Origin of the sequence: Pseudomonas sp. LPB4.O, from assembly GCF_038383825.1 — a bacterium.
GTDB lineage: Bacteria > Pseudomonadota > Gammaproteobacteria > Pseudomonadales > Pseudomonadaceae > Aquipseudomonas > Aquipseudomonas putida.
Map to the genome: position 1 here is coordinate 3,570,604 of NZ_CP151298.1, position 19,601 is coordinate 3,590,204.

At 62.8% G+C, this 19,601-nt stretch carries 17 protein-coding genes and 2 pseudogenes; 11 read left to right on the forward strand and 8 right to left on the reverse strand.

Annotated elements, in window-relative coordinates; genetic code table 11:
- Positions 1 to 85 precede the first annotated feature (85 nt).
- A complete protein-coding gene (locus tag MRBLPB4O_RS16125) occupies positions 86 to 1,123 on the reverse strand; it encodes a sensor domain-containing diguanylate cyclase (RefSeq protein WP_341795873.1) in 1,038 nt (345 codons plus the stop codon).
- Between the two features lie 59 nt (positions 1,124 to 1,182).
- Positions 1,183 to 1,329 (reverse strand): annotated as a pseudogene (locus MRBLPB4O_RS16130) (transporter); the annotation flags it as partial.
- A gap of 279 nt (positions 1,330 to 1,608) precedes the next feature.
- On the opposite strand from MRBLPB4O_RS16130, the pseudogene MRBLPB4O_RS16135 reads away from it, so the two are divergent.
- A pseudogene (locus MRBLPB4O_RS16135) lies at positions 1,609 to 1,847 on the forward strand (hypothetical protein).
- A gap of 312 nt (positions 1,848 to 2,159) precedes the next feature.
- Here the strand turns inward: MRBLPB4O_RS16135 and MRBLPB4O_RS16140 are convergent.
- Together MRBLPB4O_RS16140 and MRBLPB4O_RS16145 are read right to left on the reverse strand one after the other, a co-directional pair.
- A complete protein-coding gene (locus MRBLPB4O_RS16140; protein ID WP_341795874.1) occupies positions 2,160 to 3,359 on the reverse strand; it encodes a M20 aminoacylase family protein in 1,200 nt (399 codons plus the stop codon).
- Position 3,360: 1 nt separating this feature from the next.
- Positions 3,361 to 4,662, reverse strand: coding sequence for an MFS transporter (locus MRBLPB4O_RS16145; RefSeq protein WP_341795875.1), 1,302 nt, complete (start codon positions 4,660 to 4,662; stop codon positions 3,361 to 3,363).
- 373 nt (positions 4,663 to 5,035) lie between these two features.
- On the opposite strand from MRBLPB4O_RS16145, the gene MRBLPB4O_RS16150 reads away from it, so the two are divergent.
- Positions 5,036 to 6,166 (forward strand): porin, encoded by a 1,131-nt coding sequence (locus tag MRBLPB4O_RS16150; protein WP_341795876.1) that lies wholly within the window; start codon positions 5,036 to 5,038, stop codon positions 6,164 to 6,166.
- On the opposite strand, the gene MRBLPB4O_RS16155 is transcribed toward MRBLPB4O_RS16150, so the two are convergent.
- The 4 genes from MRBLPB4O_RS16155 to MRBLPB4O_RS16170 all read right to left on the reverse strand — a co-directional run bounded on the left by MRBLPB4O_RS16155 (position 6,143) and on the right by MRBLPB4O_RS16170 (position 9,023).
- A complete protein-coding gene (locus MRBLPB4O_RS16155) occupies positions 6,143 to 7,081 on the reverse strand; it encodes a LysR family transcriptional regulator (protein WP_341795877.1) in 939 nt (312 codons plus the stop codon). The two genes, MRBLPB4O_RS16150 and MRBLPB4O_RS16155, sit on opposite strands and share 24 nt — an antisense overlap.
- Positions 7,082 to 7,163: 82 nt before the next feature.
- Positions 7,164 to 7,670: a peroxiredoxin gene (locus MRBLPB4O_RS16160; protein WP_341795878.1), complete on the reverse strand. Its 507-nt coding sequence runs from the start codon at positions 7,668 to 7,670 to the stop codon at positions 7,164 to 7,166.
- 88 nt (positions 7,671 to 7,758) lie between these two features.
- Positions 7,759 to 7,899 (reverse strand): hypothetical protein, encoded by a 141-nt coding sequence (locus MRBLPB4O_RS16165; RefSeq protein WP_174369350.1) that lies wholly within the window; start codon positions 7,897 to 7,899, stop codon positions 7,759 to 7,761.
- A 236-nt stretch (positions 7,900 to 8,135) separates the two neighbouring features.
- Positions 8,136 to 9,023, reverse strand: coding sequence for a LysR substrate-binding domain-containing protein (locus MRBLPB4O_RS16170; RefSeq protein WP_341795879.1), 888 nt, complete (start codon positions 9,021 to 9,023; stop codon positions 8,136 to 8,138).
- Between the two features lie 95 nt (positions 9,024 to 9,118).
- Between MRBLPB4O_RS16170 and MRBLPB4O_RS16175 the strand changes: the two genes are divergently transcribed.
- The 9 genes from MRBLPB4O_RS16175 (at position 9,119) to MRBLPB4O_RS16215 (ending at position 19,569) form a co-directional block, all read left to right on the forward strand.
- Positions 9,119 to 10,561 carry an aldehyde dehydrogenase family protein gene (locus MRBLPB4O_RS16175; protein WP_341795880.1) on the forward strand — a complete coding sequence of 481 codons (1,443 nt, stop codon included), beginning with the start codon at positions 9,119 to 9,121 and terminating at the stop codon, positions 10,559 to 10,561.
- 13 nt (positions 10,562 to 10,574) lie between these two features.
- Positions 10,575 to 11,561: a dipeptidase gene (locus MRBLPB4O_RS16180; RefSeq protein ID WP_341795881.1), complete on the forward strand. Its 987-nt coding sequence runs from the start codon at positions 10,575 to 10,577 to the stop codon at positions 11,559 to 11,561.
- A 55-nt stretch (positions 11,562 to 11,616) separates the two neighbouring features.
- Positions 11,617 to 13,167 (forward strand): BCCT family transporter, encoded by a 1,551-nt coding sequence (locus tag MRBLPB4O_RS16185; RefSeq protein WP_016500203.1) that lies wholly within the window; start codon positions 11,617 to 11,619, stop codon positions 13,165 to 13,167.
- Positions 13,168 to 13,193: 26 nt separating this feature from the next.
- On the forward strand, positions 13,194 to 14,888 hold the full coding sequence (locus MRBLPB4O_RS16190) for a hypothetical protein (protein ID WP_341795882.1): 1,695 nt from the start codon (positions 13,194 to 13,196) through the stop codon (positions 14,886 to 14,888).
- A gap of 2 nt (positions 14,889 to 14,890) precedes the next feature.
- Entirely contained in the window at positions 14,891 to 15,586 is a 696-nt protein-coding gene (locus MRBLPB4O_RS16195; protein ID WP_341795883.1) for a DUF3726 domain-containing protein, read from the forward strand.
- A gap of 28 nt (positions 15,587 to 15,614) precedes the next feature.
- A complete protein-coding gene (locus MRBLPB4O_RS16200; protein ID WP_028613671.1) occupies positions 15,615 to 15,986 on the forward strand; it encodes a RidA family protein in 372 nt (123 codons plus the stop codon).
- 443 nt (positions 15,987 to 16,429) lie between these two features.
- Positions 16,430 to 17,839: a circularly permuted type 2 ATP-grasp protein gene (locus tag MRBLPB4O_RS16205; protein WP_341795884.1), complete on the forward strand. Its 1,410-nt coding sequence runs from the start codon at positions 16,430 to 16,432 to the stop codon at positions 17,837 to 17,839.
- Positions 17,840 to 17,842: 3 nt separating this feature from the next.
- The gene (locus MRBLPB4O_RS16210) at positions 17,843 to 18,793 is read left to right on the forward strand and encodes an alpha-E domain-containing protein (protein WP_016500207.1); all 951 of its coding nucleotides are present in this window, start codon (positions 17,843 to 17,845) and stop codon (positions 18,791 to 18,793) included.
- Entirely contained in the window at positions 18,790 to 19,569 is a 780-nt protein-coding gene (locus MRBLPB4O_RS16215; protein ID WP_016500208.1) for a transglutaminase family protein, read from the forward strand. Before MRBLPB4O_RS16210 ends, MRBLPB4O_RS16215 begins: the two co-directional genes overlap by 4 nt.
- The last annotated feature ends 32 nt before the right edge of the window (positions 19,570 to 19,601 follow it).

The following is a 19,601-nucleotide window of genomic DNA, read 5'->3' on the forward strand; positions in this document are numbered from 1 at the left end:
ACAATCCATCAGCCGAACCACCGGAGGAATGATCGAAGCGAGCCACTGATGCGCTTGTGTGACCGTCATGGCCAAGCTTAGGCTCTTACAGGATCGGCGGGAGATAGACAACCTGGTCTCGCCCTCCCTGTTTGGCTGCGTAAAGTGCGGTGTCGGCGCGCCGCAGTGCATCATCGATCTGCTCGCTATCGGCGACTAAAGTAGATCCTAGGCTGAGGCTCACCCTCAGCGGACCGCTGGAGAGTTGCATCGGTCTGCTGCCAACGAACAGGCGCACGCGTTCCGCGATCCGCACCAGCTCGTCAGCGTCCTTTACCCGTAGCAATGCGACGAATTCCTCACCGCCCTGGCGTACCAGCAAATCGTCCGGGCGAAGGGCAGCTCGCAAACGACGCGCACACTCGCAGAGCACCTGGTCACCGTCAGCATGACCGTACTTGTCGTTTACCGACTTGAAGTGGTCAAGGTCCGCATACAGAGCACCCAGTTTCAGACCTTTCTCCTTTGCCAAACGGCGTTCACGATCCTGGAAGGCCGCCACCGCGCCGCGGTTCCATAGCTGTGTAAGCGGATCAAGCAAAGCCTTGCGTTGCTCACGGTCCATTTCAAGCCGTAAGTCGTGGTTGGCCTGTATCAAGCTGCGCAGTTGTAGATAACCCTCTGCGAGCGTGGCCAAGTCTCTAAAGTTGGCCTGTTGGGCTTCACTTAGCAGGCGTGGGCGAGGGTCGAACATGCATAACGTTCCGATTGCTTTGCCGTTCCCGGCGCGCAAGGGGTGACCGGCGTAGAAGCGGATGAAGGGTGCGCCAATGACCAGCGGATTATCGGCAAATCGCGCATCGTACTCGGCGTCAGCCACCAGCAGGGTGTCGTCACCCAAAATGGCGTAGCCGCAGAAGGACACATTGCGCGGAGTCTCGTATACATCTAGACCAATCCTGGCCTTGAACCATTGCCGATCGTGATCAATCAGGCTGATCAGTACAGTATCCACGTGCGCCACTTCTTGAGTGAGGCGCACCAGGGTATCCAGGTAATGCTCAGCCGGTGTATCCAGCACATTCATCTCATCGAGGGTACGCTGGCGCAGCGTTTCGTCAGTCGGTATGGGGCAAGCCGGCATGTCTTTTCTCCAGTCCATGGGGGGTAGCGTCTGCAAAAGTCCTACGCTGATTGAAGTCTTCACCACACATACTGCAATCGCAAGGTCCAGGTGTTCACATCCGGTGAACCTGTGCGCTCGGAGACAGTGTCCGAATAGGCAATCAACCCGCCGAACTGCGGCGATAGCATGAAGCCCAAGCTGGCACCCAGCAACGTGTTCTCGCGCCAGGAACACGCCGACGAATGGCCCCCAGGCCAGCCAGAAGGCCCAGAAAAACAACGTCCAACCCCCCATCCAGCCGGCCCCGTCGGGCTCGTAGGGCCATTCCCAGCAGGGCAACATCGCCCACCCTGCGATGCCATAGTGAAACATGGTCCAGATGCGAAGCCGATGATCAGGGTCATCGTCATGATGACGACCACATTGATCGTGCGGGGCAGGATTGCCGGCCAGTGCGCGTTCCGTTCGATAGGCTGGTCACTCCAATCAAGAGAGGATCAGCTATGTCCAGCAAGCAGCAGCAATTGGCATCACAGCCTGTGAACCTGACTCAAAAAGCTTCTCTGATCGAGCAGCAATGGAGCCCAAGGGTTGTCGCCGAAATGAACGACTACCACGTGGTGTAGAGCACAGAACAGCGGCACAGACGGAAACAACACTTATGATGATTGAGCCGCAAGGCGTGTTGAACACCGGTCATGAAGGCGGGGAGCGAACAGCGCTGAATGACGTCTGGATCTGAGTCGACATCGCCAGCAGTGGCTAGCCTCATCAGGGCGTGAAGCGGACACCTGTCGAGAGGCGGCCATTTCATGCCCCATGGTTTGTCAGTTCCAGACCTGGCCCGGCGTATATCTGCTGCAACCCGACATAACCTCCGTCAGCGCGCCACAGAAACTCTCCCCCGACGGGTGCCCCAGCACCACCAGCACACGCTTGCGCATCGTCACTTCATCCTGAACAAGAAGCCTTCAGGGTAAAGCCTGCCCCTGGAGGGAGAGTCAATGGCCCCGGGGCCAAGGGGCCAAAGCTGCCGGCCTGCCATGCACGAACGTCAACGCAGGTAGTCCTGCACCCACTTCACCCAACAATCGGCGCCTATCTTCACCAACGCGTCGTTGAAGTCGTAGTGAGGGTTGTGCACCGAGCACCCATGGAACTCGCCTGTACCATTCCCCAGCATGAAGTAACAGCCAGGCCGCGCCTGCAACATGTAGGCAAAGTCCTCGGTGCCCATGACCTTCTTCGGCATCTTGTCCAGTAACGCGCCGTGGGCGAACAAGGGCCTCAGGCTTTCACGCAGCAACGCGCTTTCGTGATCGCTGTTGCATAACGCGGGCGCCAGTTGAGTGTATTGAACGTCGATCTCCACACCAAAGCTTTCGGCATGCCCCTTGGCCAGGGCGTCAATGCGGCTGTTGATCTTGTGCTGGGTCTCGGCCGTGTCTGTGCGCACGCTGAGCAGCATGCTGGCCTCGTCAGGAATGATGTTGTAGACGGTACCGGCCTGGATCATGCCGATGCTGATAACCGCATATTCCTCGACGCTCAGGTTGCGCGACTTGATGGTCTGGATACCGCTGATCAGGCTGTTCAACGCCATCACCGGGTCCACCGACAGTTCCGGCATCGCCCCGTGCCCACCTTTGCCGGTGATACGAATGCTGACCCGCTCGGAGGACGCCATGGTTGGCCCGGCCTGCACCACGCAGGTACCTACCGGCATGCCGGGCATGTTGTGCAGCGCGTACACCGAGTCACACGGGAAGCGCTCGAACAGGCCGTCGTCGATCATCGCCTTGGCCCCGGCCAGGCCCTCTTCGTCCGGCTGAAAGATCACGTTCAACGTGCCGTTGAAGCTGCGCGTGGCCGCCAGTTGCGCAGCGGCTGCCAGCAGGATCGCGGTGTGCCCGTCATGGCCACAGGCATGCATGCGACCGGGGATCTTGCTGGCATGCGCGAAGGGGTTTTTCTCACTCATGGGCAATGCGTCCATGTCTGCACGCAGGCCGATGCTGCGCGGGCTGTCGCCTGCTTGCAACACCCCGACCACGCCATGCCCGCCGACGTTGCGATGCACTTCATAACCCCAGGCCTGCAACTTGTCGGCCACCAGGGCCGCCGTGTCAGGCGTGTCGCCGCCAAGCTCCGGCGCGGCATGAATCTGCCGGCGAATCACGACGAACTCATCCAGTTCAGCCGCCGGGGCCTGAGATTGGTTGCTCGGGAAAGTAGTCATGTTCAAAGTGCCCATGTCACTCGCATCCTTTGTTTTCGGGGAAGTATTTGAGGCAGGCCAGGCTGACAACACCCCCGGCCAGCAGGAAGTACGCCGGCGCCAACGGGGTGCCGAGCGCCGCAATCAGCCAGGTCGCCATCAGCGGCGAAAACCCGCCGAAGATTGTTACCCCCAGGCTGTAGCTGACCGAGGTGCCGAAGGAGCGCCTCTCTTTCGGGAAGCCCTCCATCATCAGCGCAAAGAACGCGCCGGCACCGATGCAGGTAGGCAGTATCAGCACCGCCACGCACATCATGGCCAGGCCCATGTGCTGCACCTGCCCAAGCAGGTAGAACACCGGCAGGGTCAGCACCACCGGCATGGCAACCGTCCACCCCAGCAGGCGCTTCCTGAGCTGGTACTTGTCAGCAAACTTGCCGGCCAACGGGCAGATGACCGCCATGCAGCCGCTGCTGATACAGGCAATTGCCATCGCGCTGCCTGGCGGGTAATGCAAGGCCGTGGTCAGGTAGGTGGGCATGTAGAACACGAACAGGTACATGCCGATGGTCGAGCTGGCCATCAGGCCGATGCCTTGGGCGATACGTTTGAGCAGTTCAGCGTCCAGCGCCTGTTCGGCCTTGTGCGCCGGGGCGGCCTCATGGGTTTCTGGCAAGCGCGTGCGAATGTACCAACCGACCGGGCCGATCAGCAGGCCGAAGATGAAGGGTATCCGCCATCCCCAGCTTTCCAGGGCAGCAGGCTCGAGCAACTGACTGAGGGCAAAGCCAAAGCCGGCCCCCAGCAATGCAGCGTATCCCTGGCTAGCGGCCTGCCAACTGACGTTCTGGCAACGTTTGCCAACCGCACTGGACTCCATCAGGAACACCGACGCGGTACCCACCTCTCCGCCTGCCGACATGCCTTGGATGAGCCGGCCAGCCACCAGCAGCACCGTTGCAAAAATGCCGATCTGCGAATAGGTGGGCGCAAACGCGATCAGCGCAGTACCCAGGGTCATCAGCCCAATGGTCAGGCTCAATGCCGCCTTGCGCCCACGCCGGTCGGCATAGCGACCGATGACCATTGCCCCGACCGGGCGCATCAGGAAACCGACGCCGAAGGTGGCCAACGACATCAATAACGAAGCCATCGCCGACTCGGAGGGGAAGAAATGCTTGCCGATCAGCACAGCGAAGAAGCTGTAGATCGTGAAATCGTACATTTCCAGCGCATTGCCCAGTGAGCAGGCGATCAAGGTCTTGCGTGAGGACGATGCCTGCGCAGTTGAATGCGCGCCCGTCTGCATGAGGGTCGGTGCGGGTAGCGGTCTGGTCATTGTTATCTCCGTTGGCAATTCGCGGCATGCAGCGAATATCGGCCAATCGGGCAACCAACACACTTGCAGTTTCGGCATGCGGCTAACCAATGGTTAATTGACCGGCCCGGGCGTTGACCAATTTGCCCTAAGGTGGCGCACAGATTGCCTTGCCTGTGCGCGCTGCCCCGATAGTGCTCACGCAACCGGGCCAGAAGCGCGGCCGGGCAGCGTGTTCGAGGCCTGCCTACCCTAGACGTTCTCGCCATCCGTAACGCCCCGCGCGGCCTTGATTAACCAAACGGCATGACGTAGCCGAATAAGCAATCACGCTGCTACCTGCTGTTCACCGACGCTACAGCCACCACATCACTGTGCTGGCCTGGAGTCGTGAATGAACACTCGCACTACGTCGTTGCTGTTGATGATCCAAGGGGCATGCCTTGCCGTGCAGGCACAGGCCGAGGGCTTTCCGACGCTCAGCCGGATTGCGCCAGGTTTTGGTTATTACGGGGTGGATTACGGTTTTGATGACAAGCTCAAGGTCTACGGCACCGTGGATGCATTCGCCAGCTATCACGACTCGCAGCACCACTCGGGCTTTCGCCTGGCCGGCGGCGGTGCATGGACCAACAAGCTCGGGCTGTATGCCCGCAAAGGGCTGAACCCCGACACCGTGCTGGAGCTCGACGTCGAGGAGGGTTTCAACGTCAATGGCAAAGCCCTGGAGGGGACCTGGGACACCATCGGTACCCTGCGCCTGGCAACGGTCGCCCTGCGCTCGCGAACCCTGGGCAAGCTTGAGTTTGGCAAGACCTACAGCATGGGCACGCCCACCTACGCCGACCCGTTTCTGGCCACCTACGGCTCGCCCTACACCTACCTGGCCCTGCCTGCTGCCGGCAAGGGCGCCTATTACCTGGACCTGCGCGCCAAGCACACCCTGGCCTACACCAGCCCCAACCTGAACGGCTTCAGCATCGGCACCGCGCTAAGCTTCGGCTTCGACGATGCCGCCAGCCAGGGGCGCACCGTGCGTGGTGGCGGTGCCAAGCTGCAATACCGCAACAACCGGGTAATGCTCCTGGCCTCCTACAACCTGTACTACAGCGACCCATGGGACGACGCCGGCGTCTCACGCCAGACCGCCAACTACTACAAGAGCCTGGCGGCGTTCTACGATTTCGGCCCGCTGGCCACCAGCCTGACCTGGCAACGCCAGGACGTTGACCAGGCCGGCACGCCCAGTACCACGCTGTACACCTTTGGGGTGATGGCGCCGGTCGGCGAGCTGGACGTGCTACGCCTGGCCGTGATGCAGCGCCAGGTCACCGCCCGAGACAAGGACGCAGCAGGGGTGATGATCGGCTATGACCATTTCATCACTCCGCGCTGGGCCATTTATGGACGGCTCGGCCTGATCGCCAACCAGCGTGCGTCGTCCGTCACCTACGCCGGCACCCCGGTGGACCAGGTTGGCGACAACCCCAGCAATGTCTCGCTAGGCATGTACTACCACTTCTGAGGCCACGGGGCGGGTTTGCCTGAGCACCTGCCCGCGCAAGCTGTGAAACAGCTCCTGGGCAGGCGCTGTGAGGCTGTGGCGGTCGATACAGACCAGGTTGATAGGGTAGTCCGGGATCAGCTCCTGCACCGCCATGGCCACGTACTCGCCATGCACGCCCAAAGTGAACCCCTGGTCCACCGCCAGCTCACTGATAGTCATCAACGATTCGGTGTTTTTCAGCAGTTTGAGCGCCATCATCACCGAGGTGCATTCAACGGTGTTCTGCGGGACCTGGAGGCCATTGACCTCGAACAGCTGGTGAAACTGCGAAGCCTGGTCCGACAGCTCATCCAGGCTGATCCAGTGGCCATACTGCAAGGTGCGCAGTGACTTGGAAAACTTTTGTGCGTTGGACGCGTGGCAAATCACCCTGCCCTTGATACTGCCCAGCGCCTCCCAGTCCAGGCTCAGCCGGCTCAGCGGTTGCTGCGAGGTAATGGCAAAGTCCAGGCTGCCGTCGCGCAGGCGTTGCAGGATCTGGCTGGGGCGCAAGTCGGTGATGGTGATCTTCACCCGCGGGTACTTGCGCCGGAAGGCCAAGATGCTCTCATCGACACCATCGAGCATCGCCGTCAGCGATGTCACCCCGATCGACACCGCGCCCAGCGCGGCATCCTGAATGCTCGCGGCTTCGATCTGCAGGCGACGGATGCTCTCCACCACGAGGTTGGCGTGGCGGATGACGCGCTTGCCTTCCTCGGTAAGGGCCATGCCTTTGTGCGACCGCTGCAACAGGCTGAAGCCGACTTCCCGCTCCAGTTCCTTGATCGAACGGCTCAGCGCAGGCTGGGTAATGTGCATGAGCTTGGAAGCTTCAAGGATGCTGCCTGCGTTGTGGATGGCGACCAGCGCCTTGAGTTGATGCAGTTTCAACCGTCTTTTCCCTTGTTGTTATCGGGTCGGTTTGAAATAGGCTTTGGCGACCCTGACAGGCCCTGACTGAAGGGCCTGGCGGCTAAACGTGACGCAACGTGGCCAGCACGCTCGCCGCATCACTGACCTCGAACTTGCCAGGCGCTTCGACAGCAATGTGTTTGACAACCAGGTTGTCGACCACCATGGCGTAACGCAGCGAACGGCACCCCAATCCACGCGCCGACAGGTCCTGGATCAGGCCCAGTGCGTCGCTGAATTCGCCGTTACCATCGCCGATCATCCTCACCGCTTCGCCCACCTGCAGGCTGTTGCCCCAGGCATTCATGACAAAGGCATCGTTCACCGAAACGCAGAGAATTTCATCAACCCCAGCGGCAAACAACGCGGGTGCCTCAGCGACATACCCCGGGACGTGGCGTTCGGAGCAGGTAGGCGTGAACGCGCCAGGCAAACCGAAAATCACTACTGTTTTCTGCTCGCAGCGCGCGCGAATGGAAAAAGCATTCGGGCCGATTGCGCAGGCGCCTTCGTCGTTGTTGTACGCGTACAGTGTAACGTCGGGCAATTGATCGCCAGTCTTGATCATTGTTGTCTCCTGGATGCATGGATGGCTGGGCACGCCATGATGCCGCAGTCCACCAAGCCAGGTACACCATACCCGCCGCAGCGGCGCTTCAACTCGCCAATATCGCCTGGGTATGGTCGATGGAAGGAACAGGCACCAACGCACGCCGAGCCGTCAGCCATTCCCGCATGCGTGCAGTATCGAAAATCTGCCCCTCTTCCATCATCACCAGGATGAGTGCTTGTGACATTCGGTAACATCCACACTGGGAACAATGCCGCTCTTCCCATCCCTGGGTGCATTCGACGGATTGCGCCTGTCCCGCGCAAATCAGACAACTCATGTAAGCCCCCTTTTGTTTTTGTCCATGGAGGTGAGCGCAAGGTTACGAAGATCCTATGCCAGGCGCTGTACATGAGATTTCCATGCCAACTTTTAATTCCCTCCCTGTTCAGACCAAAAATCAAGGGACCATGCGCCAACGGCTCAGCCGGTTTGTGCCAACTGCACCTGCAAAAATGCCATCAACGCCCCCGCCGCGGGTGACAAGCTGCGCCCCTTGCGGGTGAGCATGCCGATATGCCGCTCTACCATGGGCTCTACAAGCGGTACGAACGCCAGCTTGTCGTTTTCCTGCGGAAAAGCGAGGTACGGCAGGGTGCTGATCCCCGCCCCCTCCTCCAGCATGGCAATCAACGAAATCATATTGGAGATGAACAGCCGGCTGTGCGCCAGCAACCCCTCGGCCTCGGTGCCTGCCAGCAGTTGCGAGGTGCCGTTGCGGATCATCGGCACGCCCTGCAACTGCGCCCAGTGCAGGGGATCACCCGCCTGCGCCAATGGGTGGTCGCTGCGGCACACCACGCCCACCTGATCGTTCACGATGGGGGCGAATTCGAGCTGTTCGTCGTCCATCCACAGGCTGCTGATGCCGAAGTCCACCTGCCCTTGGGCCAGCAACTGCTGCACACGTTCGGCGGTGCCATCCTGGATGCTGACCTGCACGTTCGGGTGCGCGGCCACGAAGCGGGCCAGCGGGCCTGGCAGCATGCGGCTGGCCACCGAAGGCACGGTGGCGATGCTGACCTGGCCAATTTCATGCCGGGCGAGCAGTGTCGCCTCACGGGCAATACGGTCGTGGTGCTCGATCAAACCGCGAAACAACGGCAGGCAATGCTCGCCGAAGGGCGTCAGCTCTACCCGTCCCCCGCCCTTCTCGACCAATGCCTGGCCCAGCTTCTGCTCCAGTTCACGCACGGCCAGGGATATCGCCGGCTGGGTGCGAAAGGCCTGGCGGGCGGCGGCATGGAAGCTCTTGAGTTCGGCGACCAGTACGAAGTAGCGCAATTGGGCGATCTTCAGCTCGGGCAACATGGTTAGCATTCCTTATCAAAGCATTTTTTTTATTAATTTTTATTTGCTGCATATTGCTCGCATGATGAATGTCATGCAAACAGAGGCGTTCATCCATGTCACACAAGACCTACAACAACTACATTGATGGCCAGTGGTGCGAAGGCCACACCACCCTGGGCAACTACAGCCCCTCGGACACCGGCGACCTGATCGGCCAGTACCACCAGGCCAGCGCCGAACAGGCCCGCCAGGCCATCCAGGCCGCCCGCGCCGCGCAACCGCAGTGGGCCGCCAGCGGCCTGGAAGCCCGTCAGCAAATTCTGATGGCCATTGGCGACGAACTGATTGCCCGCAAGGAAGAGCTCGGCGAACTGCTCTCGCGAGAAGAAGGCAAGCCCCTGGCCGAAGGCATCGGCGAGGTCAACCGCAGCGGCCAGTTCTTCCATTACTACGCCGCCGAAGTACTGCGCCAGATGGGCGAGACCGCCGCCTCGGTGCGCGCCGGGGTCGACATCGAAGTGCATCGCGAACCGGTGGGTGTGGTGGGCATCATCACCCCATGGAACTTCCCCATGGCCACCGCCGCCTGGAAAATCGCCCCGGCCCTGGCCTTCGGCAACGCCGTGGTGTTCAAGCCGGCCAACCTGGTGCCGGCCAGTGCCTGGGCACTCACCGAGATCATCAGCCGCCAGGGCTTGCCCAACGGTACCTTCAACCTGGTGATGGGCAGCGGCGCCGACGTCGGCGAAGCCCTGGTGCAGTCCGCCGACATCGATGCCCTGACGTTCACCGGTTCGCTGCAGACTGGCCGGCGCGTGGCGGTCGCCACCGCAGGTAACCTGGTGCGCTGCCAGCTGGAAATGGGCAGCAAGAATGCCTTGGTGGTCATGGATGACGCCGAACTTGAACTGGCCGTGGAGTGCGCGCTCAACGGTGCCTTCTTCGGCACCGGGCAGAAGTGCACGGCCTCGTCACGGCTGATTGTCTGCGACGCCATCCACGACCGCTTCGTCGAGGCCCTGCGCCTGCGCATGCGCCAGCTCAAGGTCGGCCATGCCCTGGAGGCCGGCGTGCAGATCGGCCCAGTGGCCGACGCGCGCCAGCTGGAACAGAACCTCGCCTACCTGCAGTTGGCTCAAGCCGAAGGCGCCACCCTTATCGAAGGTGGCGAACGCCTGCAACTGGAGAGCGACGGCTACTACATGCGCCCGGCGCTGTTCATCGACAGCCGCAACGACATGCGCATCAACCGGGAGGAAGTGTTCGGCCCCATCGCCTGCGTGATCCGCGTACGCGACTTCGAAGAGGCACTGGCCACGCTCAACGACACCGAATACGGCCTCACTGCCGGCATCATCACCCAGTCGCTGCGCCACGCCAGCCACTTCAAGCGCCGCGCCCAGACCGGCTGCGTAATGGTCAACCTGCCCACCGCCGGCACCGACTACCACGTGCCGTTCGGTGGCCGCAAAGCCTCAAGTTTCGGCCCACGGGAACAGGGCCAGTACGCCCGTGACTTCTACACCGTGGTCAAGACCACCTACCTGCGGCCCTGAAGGAGTACACGCCATGCACGACCTCTTGATGATCGACGGCCTGCAGTACTCCAACTGGAGCCCGGAAATATTCCAGCAGATGCAGGCCGGTGGCCTGAGCGCGGTGCACGCCACCATCGCCTACCACGAGAACGCCCGCGAAACCCTGTCGCGCCTGGGCGAATGGAACCGCCGCTTCGAGACCTGGCCCGAGCTGATCCGCCCGGTGCGCACGGCCAGCGACATCCGTCTGGCGCACGAGGAAGGCCGGGTGGGGATTTTCTTCGGCTTCCAGAACTGCTCGCCGATCGAGGACGACATCGCCCTGGTGGAAGTCTTCCGCCAGCTCGGGGTGTTCGTCATGCAGCTGACCTACAACAACCAAAGCCTGCTGGCCAGCGGCTGCTATGAGCGCGAAGACAACGGCATCAGCCGCTTTGGCCGCCAGGTGATCGCCGAAATGAACCGCGTCGGCATGCTCATCGACATGTCCCACAGCGCAGAACGCAGCACCCTGGAGGCCATCGAGCTGTCGAGCCGACCGGTGATCATCTCCCACGCCAACCCGGCCAGCTTCCACGCCGCCAAACGCAACAAGTCCGATGTGGTGCTGCGCGGGATCGCAGCATCAGGCGGGCTGCTGGGCTTCAGCACCTACCCTTTTCACCTCAAGGGTGCCTCGGGCTGCAGCCTGGAAAGCTTCTGCGACATGGTCGCGCGCACCGCCGACCTGATGGGCGTGGAGCATATCGGCATCGGCACCGACCTGTGCCAGGCGCAACCGCTGGCCGTGCTGGAATGGATGCGCAATGGCCGCTGGAGCAAGGACAAGGACTACGGCGAAGGCTCCAAGGACAACGCCAACTGGCCAGCGCCCTTGCAGTGGTTCCGCGACAGCCGGGACTTCGGCAACATCGCCCAGGGCCTGCGCGCCCGTGGCTTTGCCGAACAGGATGTGGCCAACATCATGGGCCTGAACTGGTTGCGCCTGCTGGAGACTGCCACCACGGCACAGGCCTGAGCCCCTTGCACGGACAGCATCCACAATAACAACAATCGCAGGTTCCGGAGGCTTCATGAAAAACCCAACCACCCTGCAGGCTGAAGGCCAGGCCATGGGCCTGCCAATGGCACGCGACATCGACTGGCCGCTGTTCGTGATTAGCGGCGGGTTCCTCGGCGCCTTCCTCCTGGCGGCACTGATCGACATCGACAGCGTGTCGGCGCTGGTCAATACCCTGTTCGCCTGGTCGACCAGGTTCTTTGGCCTCTACTGGCAAGTGCTGATGCTGGCAACCTTCGCCGTCAGCCTGTTCATCGGTTTTTCCAGATGCGGGCGCGTCCGCCTGGGCGGCGTCACCCAGCGCCCGGACATCAGCACCTTCAACTGGATCGCGGTGATCATGTGCGCCCTGCTGGCAGGTGGCGGCGCCTTCTGGGCCGCTGCCGAACCGATGATGCACTTTGCCAGCCCGCCGCCCCTATTCGCCGGCCTGCAGCCGCACAGCGAAGCGGCGGCCACCGCGGCACTGGCGCAATCGTTCGTGCACTGGGGCTTTCTCGCCTGGGCTGTGCTGGGCAGCCTGCTGGCCATCGTGTTGATGCACCTGCACTACGACAAAGGCCTGCCGCTGGCGCCGCGTACCCTGCTTTACCCGCTGTTCGGCGAGCGGGCGCTCAAAGGCCCGATCGGCACCCTGGCCGACGCCACCTCGATCATCGCCGTGGTCGCCGGCACCATCGGCCCGATCGGCTTCCTCGGCCTGCAGATCAGCAGCGCCATGCATGCGGTGTGGGGCTTGCCCAACGATATCGTCACCCAGTCGCTGACCATCGTCCTGGTCACGGCCATGTACACCGTCTCGTGCCTGGTGGGCCTCAAAGGCATCCGTTTTGTCAGCGAGATCAACGTCTGGCTGATGATCGGCCTGGCGCTGTTCATGGTGGTGTTCGGGCCGACGCTGTTCATCCTCGGCGGCTTCCCGGCGGCCTTTGCCCTGCATGTGGAGCACTTCATTCCGATGGCGATGTTCCGCGCCGACCCCAAGTGGCTGGACTGGTGGACGGTGTTCTACTGGGGCTGGTTTATTGGCTACGCGCCGATGGTGGCACTGTACGTCGCGCGGATCTCGCGGGGCCGAACCATTCGCGAGATCATCATGACACTGTCGATCATCGCGCCGCTGGTGACCATGTTCTGGTTCACCGTGGTGGGTGGCACCGGTATCGGCCTGGAGCTGCAAACGCCAGGCATCGTCACCGCCCACGGCACCCAGCCCGAGGACCTGCTGCTGGGGGTGACGCAGAACCTGCCACTGGGTGGCCTGATCAGCGCGCTGTTCCTTTTCCTGAGCTTCATCTCGGTGGCCACCAATGGCGATGCCATGGCCTTCACCGTGGCGCTGGCGATGTCCAGCAACGATAAACCGAAAAAATGGCTGTGCGGTTTCTGGGCCATCGGCATGGGCCTGGCAGCGGTGGTGCTGATCACCATCGGCGCTGGCGGCGTGACGGCCCTGCAGTCCTTTATTGTCATTACCGCGGTACCGGTGTCGCTGGTGATCCTGCCAGCCTTGTGGGATGCAGTGCGCATCGCCCGGCACATGGCCCGCGAACAAGGCGTCTGAACATGATCCATCCAGGTACAACAACAATGCCCAACACCGTGCCTGCAATACCCGCGATGCGCCCTGCCAGCCAGGTCATGGACCTGGCCCGGCTGGGCAGCCACTTCCAGAGCCCGCTGAGCTTCGTGCGCAGCAGCATGCGGCGGATGATGCAGCAGCACTGGCACATCCAGCGCAGCTGCTTCGACCTGGACGGCCAAGGCTTCGGCACCGCGATCTACCGCATCGACACGCCGAATGGCCATTACCACTGCGTGATCTTCTCGGCCTACCTGCCGCCGGAAAAGCGCAGCGACCGGGTCATCGCCGACCAGTGGGACGTCACCTTCGTGCTGGTGACGGGTGATGTCGATGCCGAGCAACTGGCCGATCTGCAGCGTAACGTGCCGCTGCAGGAGGCTGGCCGCTTCGATGCCCGCGTGCTGGTACTATCACGGGCCAACCGTAGCTTGCGCAATTTCGACCGGTTCCTGGCGGCGCTGGCTGAGGGCCAACAGCCCGACCCAGGCCAGTTGGCCGAGGTCGGCTACCTGTATCGCACCACGGCAGTGTACGGCAATGGCAAGTTCGGCATCGCCGACTTTGGCTGCCTGCAGGACAACCCGGACTTCAACCAACCGTTCAGCGCGCAGATGTTCACGGTCTACCTGCTGCGCCACTTCAGCATCGAGCAGATCAACCACATGGCCCAGGCGCTCGACCCGCAGCGGGCAGTGCAACTGGCCCCGCCCCTGCAACGTTACCTGGGGGTCGGCAACGCGACCGGGTTGGGCATGGCCCCGTTCCTGATCAACCACCCGCAGCTGGTGGAACGCTGGATCAGCACCCGGGAAACCGCCCTGGCCCTGGTGTTGGCGCAGCCGGCCGACCCTGACCGGTTGGTGCGCCTGCAGGCACTGCTGGCACGCGCCCGCCTGCATTTGGAACAGTCCCGGACCGAAGACCAGCGCCAGCATGAGCAGAACCTGCAAACCTTGGCCGAGCTTGCTTTACTGACCACCTGGCTTGGCGCACAAGCCATCGGCGCGGGCCTTTGGTCGCGCCTGCTGGCCTGGGCTGAGGCACAGGTGGGGGTGGGCTGCCAAGAACTGCTGGCAAGCCTGCTGCTAGAGCTGTACCCCGAGCAGGTCACGCCACTGGCCGAGCACATGGGCGTCAACGAAAGCTGGCAGCTGGACGCGCAGATGCCCCTTGGGCAACTGCGCCAGCTCATCGAGCAGCAGTACGGCTGGGCGCTGGAGTACGACTTCAGTGCCGTGGATGCCGAGCACTTCTTCTGGTACCGCTCGGCCGAGAAAGAGGAGCCGCGCCTGGGCATGCGCGGCGAGGAACCGGGGGCCGAAAAAGAAATGCAGCTGGGCATTGCCCGTAATATCCAGCAGTGCCACGCCGCATTGCTGAAGCACCTGCAGCTGGAGCCCCAAGCGCTAACCGCGCACTTCCTGATCGCCCAACCGGCGTTCAAGGGCACGGTGCGCCGCCTGCAAGGCATGGCTCAGACGACCTACGGCGAAATCCGCGCCAACCTGCTGGCACGGGACATGCTGCCGATTCACCTGCTGCGCTGCAAACTGGCGTTTTTCGGCGCGGGCAAGTTCGACCCCAAGTCGAGCCGCTGGGTGCGTATCACGCTGTTCCAGGGCGCACCACTGGTCAGCGACATCGGCCAACCGTTCGCAGACGACTGGAATTTCGCGGTCATGCCGCAAGGGGAACTTTGACCATGCGCGTATCGCTTAACGAAATACAGGTGATGTGCCGCAAGGCCTTCGAAGGCATGGGCTTCGCCCCCGGCGACTGCGAGGATGCCGCCGAGCTGGTGGGCTGGCTGCAATTGCAAGGGCTGGATGGCGTGGGTGCGCTGGAAAAGGCCCTGCTCTACCTGCAAGCCGAAGCCGCCCAGCCATACGCCCTGAGCCACGAGGATGACACCCTGCTGGTGATCGACGCCAAGGGCCAGAGCGTGTTGCGCTGCGCCGCAACGGTGGTGGAACTGGCAGCCGCCAAGGCCATGCGCCGTGGTCAGGCCGAGCTGCGCATCCACCACTGCCACAACCGCTTGCTGCTGCTGGGTTACCTGAGCCGGGCAGCTGTGCTGGGGCTGCACGTGCAAGCTCGCTGGGAGGACGCCCGTCAGTGCCACCTGGCCGACTTTACTGCCGGCATTCAGCGCCCGGCACTGCGCAGTGAAGCCCGGCCCGGCACCATTGACGCGGCCGAGCAAAGCGTCACGGTGCTGTTCAGCCGGCCAGGCCAGACCGCAACGGCGCCAGCCAATACGCAGAGCACCTTGCATCAGGGCTTTACAGTCAACGAACACACCTGGCAACGGCTCAAGCAGCTGGCCGAACACATCCTCGTCGAAAGCACCGATGCCTCGCGCCGCCACGGCGCAGGCGGCGGCAGCGATGCTGACTGAAGCCGCTCATCACTCAGGAAACCAACGTATGAAACATGCAATCAAGACAGAGCTGTTCGCCTCCAGGGCCCCCCTGGAATGGGCGGTAGTCGGCAACGGTACGCTCTACACCGCCCAGATCCCCATCGACGCACAGGGCCAGGTGGTTGCTGGCGGCATCGAGGCGCAGGCCCGCCAGACACTGGACAACCTGCGTCACACGCTGGAAGCCGCCGGCAGCTCGCTGGATGCCGTGACCCAGGTGCTGATCTACGTGACCGACCGCCAATACCTGGCCACCGTCAACAGCCTGTATGCCGACTACTTCCAGGCCCCCTACCCTAACCGCGCGGCAATCGTAGTGGCGGGGTTGGCACGCGAAGAAATGCTGGTGGAGCTGGTGGTGTACGCCTGCCTTTGAGGGCATTGAGGGCCTTGAGGCGCTCGTCTGGAGGTTTTCAGCGCCTGTGCGATCGAGCGCCGCCCGCGCGGCGCTCGATATACGCCCCACATAACCCCCAAGACATGCACCCGGAACACTTCCCTTTTCCCCGCCAGGCACCGGCCTGTGCCCCATCTCGGTTCAAAACCCTCTCCCTGATTAAAACCGCACTTATTTGATGCATCGGCCAAAGCCGCCCGACAGCGCCGGCCGGCCATGCCCCTCGCATTTCCCGCATTCCCGGCACTGCCAAGCGTGTTCGGCACTTTCATTGCAAAGGCTGTTTGTGCCCTACGCACAGCCAATCAATCGCAACCGAGGCTTACGCCAGACACAGCATCCCCTTACCCGAGCAAGGCAGCACCCTGAAAAACGCAGATGAATCGCAATAAAGCTGCCGGCGACGGCGGCAAGGAGTGGGTATGTCCCGGGCTTTTTTCAATGAAATGTACGAAGCGAACGGCAGTTGCCGCCCGCATTACCAGGAGTTCGCCCGCTGGCTGGCCAACACCCCGCTGGAGCTGCTGGAACAGCGCCGGCGCGAGGCCGACCTGCTGTTTCACCGTGCAGGCATCACCTTCACTTTGTACGGCGATAGCCAGGACACCGAGCGCCTGATCCCCTTCGATATCATCCCGCGCAGCATCCGCGCCAGCGAGTGGCGCACGGTCGAGCGTGGCTGTATCCAGCGGGTGCAGGCCCTTAACCTGTTCCTGGAGGACATCTACCACGACCAGCGCATCCTCAAGGCCGGCATCATCCCGCCTGAGCAGGTACTGGCCAACGAGGGCTACCAGATCGCGATGCAGGGCCTGGACCTGCACCGTGGGCTGTATGCCCATATCGCCGGTGTCGACCTGGTGCGTGACGGCGATGGCAGCTACTTCGTGCTGGAAGACAACCTGCGTACCCCCAGCGGCGTCAGCTACATGCTCGAAGACCGCAAAATGATGATGCGCCTGTTCCCCGAACTGTTTGCCGCCCAGCGTATCGCGCCCATCGACCACTACCCCAACCTGCTGCTGGACACGCTCAAGAGCGCCAGCCCGCTGGATAACCCCACTGCCGTACTACTCACCCCGGGCCGTTTCAACAGCGCCTACTTCGAGCATGCCTTCCTGGCCCGGGAGATGGGCATCGAGCTGGTCGAAGGCGCAGACCTGTTCGTGCGTGACGAGCATGTCTACATGCGCACCACGGCCGGCCCCCAGCAGGTGGACGTGATCTACCGCCGGCTGGACGACGACTACCTCGACCCGCTGTCCTTCAACCCTGACTCGACGCTGGGCGTACCGGGGCTTATCTCGGTTTACCGCGCCGGCAATGTGGTGCTGGCCAACGCCGTCGGCACGGGCGTGGCCGACGACAAGTCGATCTACCCGTATGTGGACGACATGATCCGTTTCTACCTGAGCGAAGAGCCGATCCTCAACAACGTGCCAACCTGGCAGTGCCGCAAACCCGCAGACCTGTCCCATGTCCTGGCCCACCTGCCCGAGCTGGTGGTCAAGGAAACCCAGGGCTCCGGCGGCTATGGGATGTTGGTGGGGCCGGCATCAACCAGCGCCCAGATCGAGGATTTCCGCGCGCGTATCAAAGCCCGCCCGCACGCCTATATCGCGCAACCCACCTTGTGCCTGTCGACCTGCCCCACCTTCGTCGACAGCGGCATCGCGCCGCGCCACATCGACTTGCGCCCGTTCGTGCTATCGGGCAGTGAAACGCGCCTGGTGCCTGGCGGCCTGACCCGCGTGGCCTTGCAGGAAGGCTCGCTGGTGGTCAACTCGTCGCAGGGCGGCGGTACCAAGGACACCTGGGTGGTAGAGGACTGAACCATGCTTTCGCGAACCGCTTCCGACTTGTACTGGATGTCCCGCTACCTGGAACGTGCAGAAAACCTCGCACGCATGCTCGAGGTCAGCTATTCGCTGTCGCTGATGCCCCAGGCCGGGCGCAGCGACGGCCATGCCGAACTGGCGATGTCGCTGCTGGCCTCGGGCACGCTGGACGACTACATCCGCCGGCACACCGAGCTCGACACCGAGCGCATGCTGCACTTTTTTGCCCTGGACGCGACCAACCCCAGCAGCATCTATTGCTGCCTGCAGGCCGCCAGGACCAATGCCCATGCAGTGCGCGGCCGGATCACCGCCGACATGTGGGAGAACATCAACGCCACCTGGATCGAAATGCGCAACATCGCCAGCAATGGCCTTGGCCGCTATGGCATCAGCCAGTTCTGCGACTGGGTCAAGGAACGCTCGCACCTGTTCCGCGGCGCCACCTCCGGCACCATCATGCGCAACGATGCCTACAGTTTCATCCGCCTGGGCACCTTCCTGGAGCGGGCAGACAACACCCTGCGCCTGCTCGATGCGCGCTACGAAATGTTCGGCGAGGCCTCCGAAGAGGTCAGCGACAGCTCCGCCCGCGGCTATTACCAGTGGAGCGCCCTGCTGCGCGCGCTTACCTCGTATGAAGCCTTCAACGAAATCTATCGCGGCGCACCCAGCGCCCGGCCGGTGTCCGAGCTGCTGCTGTTGCGGGTGGACGTGCCGCGCTCGCTGCATGCCTGCATCGAGGAACTGGACCTGATCCTGGCCGGCCTGCCGGGCAACAGCGGCCGCGCCGCCCAGCGCATGGCCGCCGAACTGAACGCGCGCCTGCGCTACACCGCCATCGACGAAATACTCGACGCCGGGTTGCACCCGTGGCTGAGCGACTTCATTGGCCGCGTCAACCAATTGGGCCAGGCCGTCCACCACTCCTACCTGGAGGTCGTATGAAACTGTCCATCCGCCACGACACCACCTACAGCTACGCCAGCGACGTGAGCAACAGCATCCAGTTCCTGCGCCTGACGCCGCGCAGCAGCGAACGCCAGCGCATCAATGACTGGCAACTGGACCTGCCCTGCAAGGTCAAGGGCCAGATCGACCCCTATGGCAACATCCTGCATGTGCTGACCCTGGACAAACCCCATGGCCACCTGGCACTGACCGCCCGCGGCCAGGTCGAGATCGACCCGGACTGCGAACACGAAGCCGAGGGCCAGTCACCCCTGCCGTTCCTGCGCGGCAGCCACCTGACCCTGGCCGACGACGCCCTGGTTGCTTTCGCCGCCCGGCAATGTGGCAGCCACCGCGACCGGGCAGCGCTGATCGGGCTGATGCAAGGCCTGGCCGAGCACATGCCCTACAGCCCCGGCGCCACCTCGGTGGGCACCACGGCCATCGAAGCGTTCAGGGGTGGCGCCGGCGTGTGCCAGGACCACACCCACGCCTTCCTGGCCTGCGCCCGCAGCCTGGGGGTGCCGGCACGCTATGTGTCCGGTTACCTGTGCACCGAGGACGAACAGCACCTGGCCAGCCATGCCTGGGCCGAGGCCTGGGTCGACGACGCCTGGTACAGCTTCGACATCACCAACCGCCTGACCCGGCCAGAACGTCACCTGAAGCTGGCGGTCGGCCTGGACTACCTGGACGCCTGCCCGGTCAGGGGCGTACGCCGCGGTGGTGGCGCCGAAGCCATGCAGGCCAGCGTCCACGTACATCGCCAGTGACGGGTTTGCTGCAGGCCGGTCTTGCCGCACGG